This window comes from Providencia sp. 21OH12SH02B-Prov, assembly GCF_027362595.1.
Classification (GTDB): domain Bacteria; phylum Pseudomonadota; class Gammaproteobacteria; order Enterobacterales; family Enterobacteriaceae; genus Providencia; species Providencia zhejiangensis.
Map to the genome: position 1 here is coordinate 3,067,640 of NZ_CP114796.1, position 15,568 is coordinate 3,083,207.

The following is a 15,568-nucleotide window of genomic DNA, read 5'->3' on the forward strand; positions in this document are numbered from 1 at the left end:
CCTTAAATAATTCGAGTTGTAAGTAAGCGGCCACTCAATAGCCTTACTCTCCGCCGCTTGAAGTATGACGGGTCTTTTTTTGGAGTTCCTGCTATGTCGACAACAACCAATACGATTCCAACCACAGATATCAGTACCACTTCACCGCCTGCAACTCTCGGGCGTATCCACTCCTTTGAGTCTTGTGGGACCGTTGATGGGCCTGGAATACGCTTTATTGTCTTCTTTCAAGGTTGTTTAATGCGTTGTTTATACTGCCACAACCGTGATACTTGGGACACTCATACTGGCAAAATGGTCACTGTCGAAGAGTTAATGAAAGAAGCTGTGACATATCGCCATTTTATGAATGCGAGTGGTGGCGGTGTAACGGCATCCGGTGGTGAAGCGATTTTGCAAGCAGAGTTCGTTCGTGACTGGTTCCGTGCATGTAAAACACAAAATATCCATACCTGCCTTGATACTAACGGTTTTGTTCGTCGCTATGACCCCGTTATCGATGAGCTTATGGATGCCACTGATTTAGTCATGCTGGATTTAAAACAGCTTAATGATGAGATACACCAAACTTTAGTCGGCGTCTCTAATCATCGTACACTTGAATTCGCGCGTTATCTTGCCAAACGTAACCAAAAAACATGGGTACGTTATGTGGTTGTTCCAGGATGGAGTGATGATGACCATTCCGTACATCTCTTAGGTGAATTCACCAAGGATATGAAAAATATCGAGAAAATCGAATTACTTCCTTACCACGAACTGGGTAAACACAAGTGGGAAACCATGGGGGAAGAATATAAACTCGATGGTGTAAAACCACCTTCAAAAGAGAGCATGGAACGCGTGAAAAGTATCCTAGAAAGCTACGGCCACAAGGTAATGTATTGACAATAATGGCTCTACCCTCGCGTAGAGCCACTCTTATTTATTGTGTCTTGAGTAACATACCTATTGCAGCAGCAGCCATCATCAATGCCGTTCCTCTAAATATTATCCTTTGTGATCGTCTACTCGATAAGAACTGGCTCGCTTTCTTAGCTCCCAAAATAAATACCATTCCGACTAAAAGTAATATTGATAATGTAATCGGTATTAATATTGTGCTCCAAATTGTTATGGTAATCTCATTCAAAGAAATCACTAAAGGTAATATCGCCATATAAAAAGCGATTGTTTTTGGATTACTTAAGGTGATCATCAGCCCTGAAGCACCGATTATCGCGAATTGTTTTGTTGAGATAGAATCTGAAGTCTTTAATGGTTGAATATCCTGTCGCCATAATGAATATGCTAACCATAATAAATACAAGGCGGCTCCCCAATAAATAACATTAAAAATAATAGCTAAATGATCTGCGACCAAAACCAAGCCAAATATCGCAAACGAAAGATAAAGAATATCCCCCAATATTAATCCACTCAGTAGTGCAAAACCCATTACAACCCCTCCATTCAAGGTACGTGCGACGACGGCCGTCATTCCCGGTCCCGGAATAATGGCAGCAATAGCCAACGCACTCCCATAAGAGAGTAACTGTGTGATGCTTATCATATTATTAACCTATAGAAGAGTGGTGAGATAATCGCTTATTTAAATAACGATAAATTTCCCGTTAATTTATTTATCTTATTTTTTTTACCCACTAAACCAATAGCCGCTAATTGAATATCTTGATCTAGAGTACTCATTAATCTGAGCTTATACTCATCATAATTTTTACAGGACTGAGCAATTAGACTAAAAGGTAATAAATAAATATCTTCAATGTCATAACACTCTTTTTGTATTTGTTTAATTCGATCAGCAGAACCTTTTAATATTGGTAATGATGCTAGAATGACGCCGGGATAATGAATATTATCTGCACTCGCCAAATCTTGCCCTATCAGTTGTTCAATTTTATTCCCAATGCCAACACCGATAATACTTGCTGCATTCATAGCTAAGCCTAACGCTAAGTCTTGATTAATAATAATGGCACAACGATGAGTAGATACATCAAATTGCATACTTGCCTCTTTAATTCATAATGGGAAGTGACTTCATACTACAAGGTGTAATACGCGATAATTATGGCATCAATAAATAGAAATTTGTTGTCTATCTTATCTATAGTAGAGTAACAAAAAGAAATAATTGACCGGTGATTCGCCAAATTAAGCAAGGAAATTCCCATTATGGCCATAGATAAGACAGAAATAAAAATTCTTCAGTTACTGCAAGATGATGCCCGCATCACCAATCAGGTATTAGCAGACAAAGTGGGTATGTCGGCCTCGCCATGCTGGCGACGAGTCCGTAAATTGGAAGAGGATGATGTTATTCAAGGCTATCGTGCTATTCTCAACCGTAAAAAAATTGGTTTAGGCGTGATGGTATTTGTCAGAGTAACAATCGATAGTCATAGCGAAACAGAAGCCAAAAAGTTTGAGCAAGAAGTCAGTGAATTAGAAAATGTGGTTTCATGCTACAGTATTGGTGGTGATGCGGACTTCTTATTACAAGTTGTCTCACATGATTTAGATTCCTATGCCGATTTTGCGATGTCAGTGATCCGCCGACTTCCGGGGATTAAGGAGATGCAAAGTATGTTCGTACTTAAAGAAATTAAGCCATTAGTTTCTTATCCCGTAACAACAGTAAATAGTTAACGAATATTATTACTGATAAATTTTTGTGAGTTGTAAAAACGGCTCACTTTTATTTAGCTTATTCTTCCTCATGTTTAAAATATCCGTTTAGACCTTTTGTCATATTTTTAGCACTAATACTCAAAAAATGCATAAAAAAGGATAAATATTTGTATAACCATCTAATAAAAACCCTATTCCCAACTCTTTACATTGAATTTTTCTTCCCAGAATAGTCTGCTTTGAATAAATTTTATTTAACTACATAATCATGCACGGCACACGGTACTTGAATAATTCAAGTATATTTTTATTTGTTATTTAAATTTTGACCATATTTCCATTAAAAACATTACACTTTCATTACACATTACGGGTTATTTTTCTATCATGAATAACGAAAATTTCGATTCCCAAAATGCACCTGCATCTTCTGTAAACAAACAAAACCCTATGGATAATTCTGTATTTCTCGCTGAGCCAAGAGCTGTTGATGCTGGCGAAGGAATTAATTGGATTAGCCAAGCATGGGCTATGGTTAAAGAAAAGTTAGGTATGTGGGTACTGATTAATATTATTTTCTTTGCTTTTATCTTAGTTCTTTCAATGATCCCATTGGTGAATTTCTTTGTGACTTTCGTAAGCCCAATTCTTATTGGTGGTATCATTGCTATCTGTGAAAAACAGCGTACAACAGGTGAAGTCGATATTGGTACCTTATTTGCTGGTTTCCAAACGAAATTTGGTGCTCTATTTGCTGTCGGCGCAATTAATTTTGCTGTGACACTCGTTGGTGGTTTTATTGCAACCATGATCGGGGGTACGGCATTAATGGCTGTTCTATTAGAAGCAGGTCAAGGTGGACAAATTTCACCAGAAGCTATCTTTGCTTTAGGTGGTTCATTCTTCTATATCGCCATCATTATGGCCATCACTGGTATCGTCGCTGCCGCAATGACTTGGTTCGCTCCTGCTCTTATCATGAACCATAATTTCAAAGTAGGTGCAGCGATCTCTGCAAGCCTAAAAGCGGTCAGTAAAAATATCCTTCCAGGTATTCTATTCTTTATCGTGATTACCATCATTCTGTTTGTTTCCGCAATCCCATTCGGATTAGGTCTTTTAATCACGATGCCTATCATGTGTGTTTGTTATTACACTTCCTACCGTAACCTATTCTTTGCACAAAATGATGATAAACAAAAATTAATTAACTAAGTTTATCCTCTTTCGTTTTGACTGAAATTAGAGGCTACAAATCAAAACCACCCACTCGGGTGGTTTTATATTTGAGCCTCTAATAGAATGCAAACGGGCAAATACCGTCAAAATAATAACGCCACTAAAAAGTGGCGTTATTATTTCTAGTTAATTTAACTCAATCAATTAGCCGATATATTCGAGGCCTTTCATGTATGGACGTAATACTTCAGGCACTTCAATACGACCATCTGCTAATTGGTAGTTTTCCAATACAGCAACTAATGTACGGCCCACAGCCAAGCCTGAGCCATTCAGTGTATGCACCAATTGAGTTTTCTTATCACCCTTACTGCGGAAACGAGCTTGCATACGACGTGCTTGGAAATCCCACATATTCGAGCAAGAAGAGATTTCACGATACGTATTTTGAGCAGGCAGCCAAACTTCTAAGTCATAAGTTTTACGCGAACCAAAACCAATATCCCCCGTGCAGAGGATCACTTTGCGATACGGCAGTTTTAGCAGTTGTAGAACTTTCTCAGCATGACCGGTTAGCTCTTCTAACGCTTCCATCGATTTTTCTGGATGAACCACTTGCACTAATTCTACTTTATCGAATTGGTGCATACGGATAAGACCACGCGTATCACGGCCATAAGAACCCGCCTCGGAACGGAAGCAAGGTGTATGCGCTGTCATTTTCAGTGGTAATGCATCTTCTTCAAGGATCTCATCACGAACTAAGTTAGTCACAGGAACCTCAGCCGTCGGGATCAACGCATAAGTGCTTTCTGCTTCTTCTTCCAGCGGCTTAGTATGGAATAGATCTTCACCGAATTTAGGTAATTGGCCTGTACCATAAAGCGTATCATGGTTAACCAAGTAAGGAACATACAACTCTTGGTAGCCATGTTGCTCAGTATGTAGATCCAACATAAACTGTGCCAGTGCGCGATGTAAACGAGCTATTTGCCCTTTCATCACCACAAAACGTGCACCTGTGAGTTTAACCGCAGCTGGAAAATCTAATCCGCCCGCTAGTTCACCGAGGCTAACATGGTCTTTAACCTCAAAATCATATTGACGAGGTTCTCCCCAACGAGCCACCTCAACGTTATCTGAATCATCTTTACCATCAGGTACAGCATCATCAGGCATATTTGGGATGCTTAATGCAATATCACGGATTTCTTGTTGTAGCTTATCTAGTGCTACCTTCGCGGCATCCAATTTTTCGCCTAACTGATTCACTTCCTGACGTAAAGGCTCAATATCTTCACCGCGCGCCTTAGCGGCACCAATGGATTTCGATCGCGAGTTACGCTCTGCTTGCAGGGATTCAGTTTCAACTTGTAAAACTTTGCGGCGTTCTTCTAATTCACGCAGCTTTTCCACATCAAGGGTAAAACCCCTGCGAGCCAGTTTTTCAGCAACCGCGTCTAGCTCCGTACGCAGTAAATTGGGATCGAGCATGCTTATCCTGTGATTATTGTTAGTAAATATTGAAAGAGAGTATAACACGTTCCAGTATTATACCCTGTACACCTTCAAGTCGCTGGTGACCATGCGACTCAAAAAATTTTATAAAAAATCTTATTTTATAACCTTACCGCATTGCCCACATTAGCGATAGCGTTTTGTTGGGCTATTTTGATCCTGTTGCGCTAACCAGTTTAATTTTTCTGCTATTTTCGCTTCCAGACCCCGATTTGTGGGATGGTAATATTGGGTATGCTGCATTTCAGGTGGAAAATAGACCTCTCCAGCGGCATACGCATTCTCCTCATCATGAGCGTAGCGATATTCTTTTCCAGCTCCCAGCTCTTTCAATAGCTTTGTTGGGGCATTGCGCAAATGAGCGGGAACGTCATAGTCTGGTTGCCTCTGTGCATCTGCCAATGCCGCCTTATAAGCGGTATACACCGCATTGCTTTTCGGTGCACATGCTAAATAAACAATGGCCTGAGCGATTGCTCGCTCACCTTCCGCAGGCCCTACACGGGTAAAACAATCCCACGCCGAAATTGCGACCTGCATTGCTCGAGGATCCGCATTACCAACATCCTCAGATGCTATTGCTAACAAGCGACGGGCCACATATAACGGATCGCCCCCCGCAGTGATAATACGCGCATACCAATATAAAGCAGCATCAGGAGCCGACCCTCTTACTGACTTATGTAAGGCTGAAATCAAGTCATAATAACGGTCGCCTTTATTATCGAAACGTGCGGCGCGTTCTCCACTGACTTCTTTTAACAATTCGGCAGTTAAAACACGCTGACCATGGCTATCACTTTCCGCCATATCCGCCATCATTTCTAGCAAATTGAGGGAGCGTCTTGCATCACCATTCACTAATTCAGCAATTAATTTACGAGTACTCTCAGGCAAAATAATATTTTGTCCACCCAAACCATGTTTTGTATCGCTCATGGCTTGCAACAACACTTTTTCAATATCACTGGCATCTAATGATTTGAGTAGATAAACACGTGCACGAGACAAAAGCGCTGAATTCAATTCAAATGAGGGATTTTCTGTTGTTGCGCCGATAAAAGTGATCGTGCCATCTTCAATATGTGGCAAAAAAGCATCTTGTTGGCTTTTATTAAAGCGATGTACCTCATCGACAAATAGAATCGTTCGACGCCCTGCATCACGGTTTTGCCGTGCTTTTTCGATCGATTCTCGAATCTCCTTAATACCGGATGTAACCGCAGAAATCCGTTCGATATCGGCTTGAGCATAGTGGCCAATAATTTCAGCTAACGTCGTTTTACCTGTTCCCGGAGGTCCCCACAAAATCATTGAATGTAGATGGCCAGCCTTAATTGCCCGCGGTAATGGTTTTCCCTCCGCCAGCAAATGTTGTTGTCCTATATACTGTTCAAGCACCTCTGGGCGCATACGCGCCGCTAGAGGTTGAAATTCATTTTGTGAAAAATCGAGTGATAGGTTACCCACTATTTCCTCTTATTGACCACCAGAGCGTTGATCATCGAGTGTGACACCTTTTGGTACAGTAAAGGTGAATTGACGCTTATCAACAGGCCCATTCTTTTGTTCTTTAAGTTGGTAGGCACTTGTTTGCCCATCTTGTTCAATCGCAGAAAACTTCTCAATGGTACCTTCAGGTGAAACGGTAATAGAAAAGCGTTTCAAAGTGCCATTCGTGAGCTTAGGCTTCAAATCAAACGTATTCCCCTGCTGAATAATCGAATACTGTTTCCAATCTGACGGATTATTGCGGGTAATTAATAAAAATGGCGTATCTTGGGTCGCATCTGCAAGATTTGTCACCGTAACTTGTTCTACAAATGGGTTGTAAAACCATAAGTTTTTACCGTCAGAGACTAAGACACTCTCATCAGGCGATGTCATATTCCAATTAAATAAATTCGGGCGCTGTAACCATAACTCGCCAACACCTTCTTGAACCAAATCACCTTCAGGGCTAGTGACTTTTTGAGAGAAGCTAGCATGAAAGCTATTGACCTTATTCAGACGTTCCTGAAGGTCTTTGCTGGCATCTGCCAGCACTGAGCCGATATGTAAACTTAGGGCTAATGCCCCCAATAACATCATTTTTTTCATCGAACAAAGACCTTTTATTGATACCGTAATAAGCACTACGCTTTGGCCATTGCGCTTGCAACAACCCACACTATAAATTAGTAATCAGCTTGCCGCGGAGAGAGTACCTCACGGTTACCATTATGGCCCGGCTCACTCACAATACCTTGTGTTTCCATCTGTTCGACAATTCGCGCTGCGCGGTTATAACCGATACGGAACTGACGCTGAACACCAGAAATTGAAACACGTTGTTTATCGACAACAAACTCAACGGCTTGGTCAAATAATGGATCGAGCTCCTCTTCCGCACTATCGTAGCCGCCTCCCTCATTTTCATCGCTGCATTTAGTGATGCTATCGATATATTGAGGACGCCCACGTGCTTTCCAGTCATTCACCACCGCATGCACTTCTTGGTCACGAACAAACGCACCATGAACGCGAACAGGAATCGATGAGTTAGGAGGTAAATACAACATATCCCCCATTCCCAGCAAGGACTCTGCACCGCCCTGATCAAGGATGGTTCGTGAATCAATTTTACTCGAAACAGTAAATGCAATTCGAGTTGGAATATTGGCTTTAATCAAACCAGTAATAATATCCACCGATGGGCGTTGTGTCGCCAAGACTAGATGAATACCTGCCGCACGTGCTTTTTGTGCAAGGCGAGCAATCAGCTCTTCAACTTTTTTACCGGCAGTCATCATTAGGTCGGCAAATTCATCAACCATCACGACAATATACGGCTCTTTTTTCAGCATGGGATGTTCCATTTCCATGCTATCGCTCGGTTTCCAATGAGGATCTGGAATGGGTCTTCCCATCTCCTCAGCGGCTTTAATTTTATCATTGTAGCCTGCTAAATTGCGCACCCCGAGCGCCGACATTAATTTATAACGGCGTTCCATTTCGTTGACACACCAACGTAATGCATTTGCAGCATCTTTCATGTCGGTAACAACTTCCGTCAATAAATGAGGAATGCCTTCATAAATAGACAATTCCAACATTTTCGGGTCGATCATGATAAAGCGTACATCTTCGGGCTTAGATTTATATAGGATACTGAGGATCATGGCGTTGACCCCTACAGATTTACCTGAGCCCGTTGTTCCCGCGACCAATAGATGAGGCATTTTTGCCAGATCTGCGATAACAGGATCCCCTTCAATATCTTTCCCTAACACCATGGTTAATGGTGATGAACTATGCCTAAATTGTTCGCAATCTAACACTTCTCTTAGATAAACGGTTTGCCGTTTCTCATTAGGTAGCTCAAGGCCTACGTAAGGTTTACCTGGGATAACTTCAACCACCCTGACTGCCGTTGTTGAAAGTGAGCGAGCAAGGTCTCGTGATAATGTCGAAATACGTGCGGCTTTTACCCCTGGCGCTAAATCCAGTTCAAATCGGGTAATAACAGGCCCCGGTGAAAAACCAACAACATCAGCTTTAACACGATAATCATTTAAACGCGCTTCAATCAATCTCGCCGTCTGCTCTAATGTAAACATATCCACAGGCTCTTCTTGAGCTGGAGGCGTGGTTAACAAGTCCAAAGAAGGCATTGGCGTTGTTGGTTTAGGCAACGGCTGATCATTACGCACCAAGAATGGGTGAAATAGACTATCTTGTTGCGGCTGTTGCGGCTGTTGCGGCTGTTGCGGCTGTTGCGGCTGTTGCGGCTGTTGCGGCTGTTGCGGCTGTTGCGGCTGTTGCGGCTGTTGCGGCTGTTGCGGCTGTTGCGGCTGTTGCGGCTGTTGCGGCACAACAGTATCAGTCCGGTAAGCAGCGCTGTCCAGCATTGGCGACACATTTTTTACTGTATTGTCGACTGGAGGTGTATTTGAGTTATTCGCCGTTGTTGTCGCGCTAAATGATGGCATAAACAGTGGATCCGCCGGTTCTTCATTAACCAGATCATTAACTGGAGAGAAACTATCCAGCACTGAAATATGTTCACTTAGGTCAAAATTCGGCTCAACGCTATCATTGGCTCTATCATGCTCTGACGGTTGAGTCGATAGGCCATTATCAGGCGTTGTCAATTGATGAGCCTGAGGCTCTACTTGCGTTGATGAGGTAGGCCAACGGTGCTCGATGTCCGGTTGAGTATAACGCGTAGCAACTGGCTCAATTTTTTCGCTCCTCGGTTCCGATGGCGTGATATCGAGAGGGATTGATGCATCATCGTCATGGCCACTATCTTCATCAACGCCATAACGTTCACGTTGCTGCTGCAAAAATTGCTCACGTAGCCTATTTTCTTGTTCGTTATCGTCATCTTGCTGCTGATTCTCTTCAGAAGAAGACCATTGCTGATAAACTTGCTCGCGTTGTAATGCTTCTTCCTTGCGACGCTGAAGCTCAGCATCACGCAGTGAAGGAATTCGAATACCATACAGCTCTCTACGCGTTGGCAGGCGCACAGGATTTGGACGAGGTAATTCAGGCTCTAAGTTTTGTTTTACCTGTGCATGGCGCTCCAGTGCCGCAACAGAAATTCCTGCTGCTGCTAATGCCGCAGGGTCGGCAACCCTATCAGACATCGATTGCCCATTTGCCTGAGATACGGCATCGCTTACCGGTGAAATAGGCATTGTTGGCTCAGGTGTATTTTGTGCACCCGACGGCCCCGAAAATGAAGAAAGTGTGTTCTGTTCAATCGGTGCTTGCTTTTGTTGTTCAGCTTGTTGCCAACTTAATGATGGCGATGCTGTTTGAGGTTGTGCATGATTTAAGGATTGCCAATCAACAGGTTGTTCACGACTTGGATTCATTGAGTGAGTCGAAACATCATTGAGACTATTTTCAGGTTGCTGTACCGCGTGGCTTGGCGCTTGCGGATTTTCATTCGTTTTAAATTGAAAATCTCTATCGTACACAACTGGTTGATAATCGTCAGGCACTTCAAAGTGATATGCCTCTTGCTGCTCGGTGGCTGAAAATGAGGGTAAATTTTCATCCTCTGCTGCTAGGGATGAGGCCACCGGGGTATCCGTGTGTTCAGTCTGCATTGCCACGGGTTGTGTTGTCGCTTGTGGTTCATCCACGTCAACCGCGGCTAATTCACTAATTGTGGGTGAAGAAAATAATACATCGTCGCTATCCGCATCGAAATTTTCGATGGCCTGACGTTCAGCTTCTTGTGCCCGTTGCAAAGCATCTTCTGCTTCTTCCACGTCATAGTCTACAGTATCATCACCACGTGCACGGTTAGTCATCAGCGTAAGAGGGATTAGTACCGCAGCACCAATTTTTTCCGCTATCGTCAACCAAGACCAGCCTGTAAATAGCGTAAAGCTGATTGCCCATAGAAAAAGCAAGGCAAGTGTAGCACCTAATGCGTTGAACCATGGCATGATAGCGTTACTGAACACACTCCCTATCACGCCACCAGAAGAGAAATTGGGCAAATCATCGAAATTAAGTGCAGCGAGGCCACAGGATGATAAGATCAGTGCTAACCCACCAATCAAACGTAATGAGAGTGAGAAAAAGTCGATGTAACGACGCTGGCTTTCATAGCGATAGATGCTCCAGCAACCAAGCAACAATAACGGCGGGATGGCAAATGCAAGGATCCCAAAAGCAGAAAAGAGAATATCCGCACTCCATGAGCCAACACTTCCCCCCAAGTTTTTAACTGGCGCATTCCATGTGGTCTGTGACCAGCTCGGGTCTGAAGGGTTGAAACTCAACAATGCGACCATTAAGAATATGGCACTCAAACAAATGGCCAGCAAAATGACTTCGAGTAGTCGTCTGCCGCTACTGAGTTTTTTAAATCGAATGTGTTTGTCTTCTGTATATTCTTGGCTCATTACTGTTTCTTTACTGACTGATGATGTCACCCATGTCGAAACGAATTCATCGGAATTCGCTATGATGATAAGCACATTGTGAAAGCCATTCTAACACCAATCACCGTCTTGTGCGTGACTTGTTGCCACTATGGCAAACTAAACAACTATAGGCACTGCAAGATGCAGTATTTCATCTTACAGTTGATGATTCAATTTCTATTTGATGTTAAAAATCTTAATTATTTATAGCTTTAATATCAATAGATTGAAACTAGAACTTGCGGTTATCTAGGGTATTTTCAGAAAAAATCATATCAACAACGCACGGCGTGACTGAAAGTGGATGGAAAATTACTTAAAAAGAGAGAAAATCCAACATCAAAAACGGAACAACGCTGAGTAAACTCAGCGTTGAAACAGCAGTGCGGCAACAATCTGTTATGTTGCCCAGAAATGAGACTATCGAAGATAGTTAGCGCGTTTTAATAACCAGACGGTTACTTTGCTTCACTTCTTCCATAACTACATATGTACGCGTATCGTTAACACCTGGTAGACGCAGCAGAGTCTCACCGAGTAGCTTACGATAAGCGGACATATCAGGCACACGCGTTTTCAACAAATAATCGAAGTCACCAGAAACTAAATGACATTCTTGGATCTCTTCGAGTTTTTGCACCGCGGTATTAAATTGCTCAAACACATCTGGTGCACCACGGTTTAAGGTGATTTCAACGAAAACCAGTAGTGATGCGTCTAAATAGTGAGGGTTCAGTAGTGCTGTATAGCCAGAAATAAACCCTTGTCTCTCCAAACGACGAACACGCTCCAAACATGGCGTTGGTGACAACCCCACACGCTTAGACAATTCTACGTTTGAAATACGCCCGTCTTTCTGTAGTTCGTTTAGAATATTCCTATCAATACGGTCGAGGTCTTTTCCAGGACGCTTTTTATTGTCAATCATCTCTTTATCTCTCTTTCTCTAATTGTTATTTCCCACACCTATAAAACAGCACCATCCTCGCTCATACTTTATTTATTAGGTATTCGTGTTCAGGAGCAAATTTTATGCGCAATGCTGAGATCGACGTGAACGGAAACCCTGTTCACAATGATTACCTGTTTGTTAAGTTATAAGTGTTGTAAAGTTAACTTTCCGTCTAGAACAAAAATGCACCGTTTACATTGGTTCACTAGATAATTAACTCTTACATAGATGTTTTCGCAAATGCACAGCCGATTGTCAAAGCAAATGAATAAAAATCAGTACAAGATTTCGCTTTTTTTTCTATTCAAACGTTTCGCTAGCCGGATTCAAGAATATTCCTAAAAATCCGCTTCCCCGATGTTACAATACTTGCCATAGCAAATTTTTACTTTAATCACTATTATCTATCGCAAAAATAGCCCAGTTACAATTTACTTAGTATTTAAATCACTTTTTTTAGCTAGCCAATTCTCCTACAATCCCATTATTGCTATTTTTAATTAAAAATGAGGTATTCATGAGCACAGCCATACATCGCAAGTTAATCATTTTGGGTTCTGGCCCTGCCGGATACACAGCTGCCGTCTACGCTGCTCGTGCCAATTTAAGTCCCGCACTGATTACTGGGGTGGAAAAAGGTGGTCAGTTAACCACAACAACCGAAGTTGAAAACTGGCCGGGTGACCCTGAAGGCCTAACAGGTCCAGGTTTGATGGATCGTATGTATGAACACGCGACCAAATTCCAAACAGAAATTATTTCTGATCACATTAATAAAGTTGACCTCAAGCAGCGCCCTTTCCGCCTCTTTGGTGATGAAAAAGCATATACTTGTGACGCTTTGATTATTGCGACAGGTGCATCTGCGCGCTATATCGGCCTGCCTTCTGAAGAAGCCTTTAAAGGCCGTGGCGTATCCGCTTGTGCAACCTGCGATGGTTTCTTCTATCGTAACCAAAAAGTTGCCGTTGTTGGTGGTGGTAATACTGCTGTTGAAGAAGCACTTTATCTGTCCAATATAGCCTCAGAAGTTCACTTAATTCACCGCCGTGATAGCTTCCGCGCTGAAAAAATCCTAGTTGACCGTTTAATGGACAAAGTGAACAACGGTAATATTATCCTGCATACTGACCGTACACTGGATGAAGTTCTCGGCGATGATATGGGAGTAACAGGCGTTCGCTTACGTAATACAAAGAGCGATGAAACTGAAGAACTGGACGTAATGGGCGCATTTATTGCCATCGGCCACAGCCCAAATACGGGTATTTTTGATGGCCAGCTAGATTTAGAAAATGGCTATATTAAAGTGCAGTCCGGTACTCACGGGAATGCAACACAAACCTCTGTTCCTGGCGTCTTTGCTGCGGGTGATGTTATGGATCATATTTATCGCCAAGCAATTACATCAGCGGGTACTGGCTGTATGGCCGCACTTGATGCAGAACGTTATTTAGATGGTTTAGCGGATAAAAAATAATATTAGCCGAGTATCAACACCATTAGGCACCTTAAACTGGTGCCTTTTTTATTTCTATCTCTCATTCAAATTCATCGAAACATCCGTTTTTTTCAGAACAAGTTCAATAGGTATTTGATGCCTCCAATCTATAATGAACTCATCGCCAATATACGCTTCTACTAAAGGGAACCTCATGGGTCAGCAAACACTGAAAGAATCAGTTAGTCGTTACGCCTATCTTTTTGTTGCCCTACTTGCCATTGTGCAAGCAACGATTATTCTTTACTCAACGAATTATTCAGTACAGCAAGCGATTGGCTTAAGTGAACAATATTTTTATTTGTCATTATTACTCGCGATTTTTGTTCCTTCTGCCACCAGTTACTTATTTACCCAAGTTAAAGCAGGCGTTTTCTATCTTAATATTTTGATCATCATTTTATTAACGATTTGGATCAGTTTATGGCAGGCTAGGCACTCAGCATCAAGCAGCGATGCCCACTTCTTTCTCGCATTTTTGACATTAACCATCCTGTTTTTCGTCTTACTGCCTTGGATGCAAATGCGTCAATTTTCTGGTACATGGCAGATCAATTATGCCTGTTTGATTAGTTTCTATATCAAAAATACGCTATTAGGCATACTGGCCTCAGTGATTGGCGGATTACTGACCGCACTCATTTTACTGGCCAGTTTCTTATTTCAAACTGTTAACTTATTTTTTTTGCACGATATATTGAGCCATGAATTTACCTTATGGTTAAGCTTTACATTAGGCTTTAACATAGGGCTGATTTTTTTACGCTCCAACTTTGAGCTTCAATTAAGTCATTTCGTAAGTTATATCGCCCGCTTCTTCTTGATCGTTTTACATGTTATTGCCATTGTATTCGTGATTGGCCTTCTCTTTTCATCTTTTACGGAACTGAAATATTCAGATTTTGGTTCTATCACGCTATTGTGGTTTTTACTCCTCAATATTATTTTAATTAACCTAACTTATGGCGATGGTAGTTATCAATATCAGCTCCCTTCATGGCTAACCCCGTTTATGTTATTGAGCATTCTTTTGCTGAATGTTTTCTCCTTCCTATCACTCTACGGTATTTTTATTCGTGTCAATCAATACAGTTGGAGTGTTGAGCGTTTATATGCCTCTACAATCGCACTCTTTTTCACTGCTGTTGTTTTAGCGTATAGCGTTGTGGTGATCCTCAAAAGGCAACGTTGGGTACTAACATTAGGCACCATTAACAAAGTGGCACTCTTAGGCTTAATTGCCACTATTTTGCTCATTAATAGCCCTATTTTTGATTTCCAGCGGATAACGTTAAATAGCCTATTAGCCGGTGTTGAAAAGGGGAAAATTGAAGTTAACCCAATGCTTGCCCGTGATTTAGGTCAATTAGGTCCCGACGGTAAACAAGCCTTAGCACAATTAAAATTGAATCCAGACTATAAAAAACAGCTTGAAATGGTGATGCCTTATGACGAATCCAGGAGATCACTCAAAGATGTGTTAGTAATAGCGAAAAACAGTGCAGATTTGCCTGATAGTTGGTGGAATATCAGTGATAAATCATATGAATGGTACTGTACTGCAGGTGTTGAGCCTAATAACTGTCTTGGTTTTATGGCCGATGTCAACCAAGATGGGCGTGATGACGTTGTGATGTGTTATGCATATAAAGAAAGCAATTATTTTGATTGCCTTATTTGGCAGCAAAAAGAAGAAAATTGGCTCGTTGTGGATACACAAACACACCAGTATGATTCGTCGGAATCGCTAAATGCGGCTTGGAATAAACTGTTAAATGGGCAATTTGGCTTAGCACCTAAAGAATGGCGTCAAATTGTGCCAAAATAATCAAGTTAACACTGGAGGTAATAGCA

General features: G+C 41.9%; 12 protein-coding genes. 5 read left to right on the forward strand and 7 right to left on the reverse strand.

Annotation, left to right across the window (positions count from 1 at the left end):
- Positions 1–93: 93 nt before the first annotated feature.
- Entirely contained in the window at positions 94–888 is a 795-nt protein-coding gene (pflA, locus tag O7C57_RS14350; RefSeq protein WP_154623617.1) for a pyruvate formate lyase 1-activating protein, read from the forward strand.
- A 37-nt stretch (positions 889–925) separates the two neighbouring features.
- Here pflA and O7C57_RS14355 read toward each other — a convergent pair whose 3' ends face one another.
- The gene (locus tag O7C57_RS14355) at positions 926–1,552 is read right to left on the reverse strand and encodes a LysE family translocator (protein ID WP_154623616.1); all 627 of its coding nucleotides are present in this window, start codon (positions 1,550–1,552) and stop codon (positions 926–928) included.
- Between the two features lie 35 nt (positions 1,553–1,587).
- Positions 1,588–2,010, reverse strand: coding sequence for a DUF2000 domain-containing protein (locus tag O7C57_RS14360; RefSeq protein WP_269723268.1), 423 nt, complete (start codon positions 2,008–2,010; stop codon positions 1,588–1,590).
- Positions 2,011–2,178: 168 nt separating this feature from the next.
- Between O7C57_RS14360 and O7C57_RS14365 the strand changes: the two genes are divergently transcribed.
- The gene (locus tag O7C57_RS14365; protein WP_154623614.1) at positions 2,179–2,652 is read left to right on the forward strand and encodes an Lrp/AsnC family transcriptional regulator; all 474 of its coding nucleotides are present in this window, start codon (positions 2,179–2,181) and stop codon (positions 2,650–2,652) included.
- A 369-nt stretch (positions 2,653–3,021) separates the two neighbouring features.
- Complete coding sequence (locus tag O7C57_RS14370) at positions 3,022–3,849, forward strand: BPSS1780 family membrane protein (RefSeq protein ID WP_154623157.1); 828 nt, start codon at positions 3,022–3,024, stop codon at positions 3,847–3,849.
- A 168-nt stretch (positions 3,850–4,017) separates the two neighbouring features.
- On the opposite strand, the gene serS is transcribed toward O7C57_RS14370, so the two are convergent.
- From serS to lrp, 5 genes are all read right to left on the reverse strand, one after another.
- Complete coding sequence (serS, locus tag O7C57_RS14375; protein WP_154623158.1) at positions 4,018–5,307, reverse strand: serine--tRNA ligase; 1,290 nt, start codon at positions 5,305–5,307, stop codon at positions 4,018–4,020.
- Positions 5,308–5,457: 150 nt separating this feature from the next.
- Positions 5,458–6,801: a replication-associated recombination protein A gene (locus O7C57_RS14380; protein ID WP_196714107.1), complete on the reverse strand. Its 1,344-nt coding sequence runs from the start codon at positions 6,799–6,801 to the stop codon at positions 5,458–5,460.
- 9 nt (positions 6,802–6,810) lie between these two features.
- A complete protein-coding gene (lolA, locus tag O7C57_RS14385; RefSeq protein ID WP_154623160.1) occupies positions 6,811–7,431 on the reverse strand; it encodes an outer membrane lipoprotein chaperone LolA in 621 nt (206 codons plus the stop codon).
- A gap of 77 nt (positions 7,432–7,508) precedes the next feature.
- Positions 7,509–11,240, reverse strand: coding sequence for a DNA translocase FtsK 4TM domain-containing protein (locus tag O7C57_RS14390; RefSeq protein ID WP_269723269.1), 3,732 nt, complete (start codon positions 11,238–11,240; stop codon positions 7,509–7,511).
- A 454-nt stretch (positions 11,241–11,694) separates the two neighbouring features.
- Entirely contained in the window at positions 11,695–12,189 is a 495-nt protein-coding gene (gene lrp, locus O7C57_RS14395) for a leucine-responsive transcriptional regulator Lrp (RefSeq protein WP_004918089.1), read from the reverse strand.
- A gap of 541 nt (positions 12,190–12,730) precedes the next feature.
- Here lrp and trxB point away from each other — a divergent pair.
- Together trxB and O7C57_RS14405 are read left to right on the forward strand one after the other, a co-directional pair.
- The gene (trxB, locus tag O7C57_RS14400; protein ID WP_269723270.1) at positions 12,731–13,693 is read left to right on the forward strand and encodes a thioredoxin-disulfide reductase; all 963 of its coding nucleotides are present in this window, start codon (positions 12,731–12,733) and stop codon (positions 13,691–13,693) included.
- Between the two features lie 175 nt (positions 13,694–13,868).
- Entirely contained in the window at positions 13,869–15,542 is a 1,674-nt protein-coding gene (locus tag O7C57_RS14405; RefSeq protein ID WP_269723271.1) for a DUF7057 domain-containing protein, read from the forward strand.
- Positions 15,543–15,568: the final 26 nt, after the last annotated feature.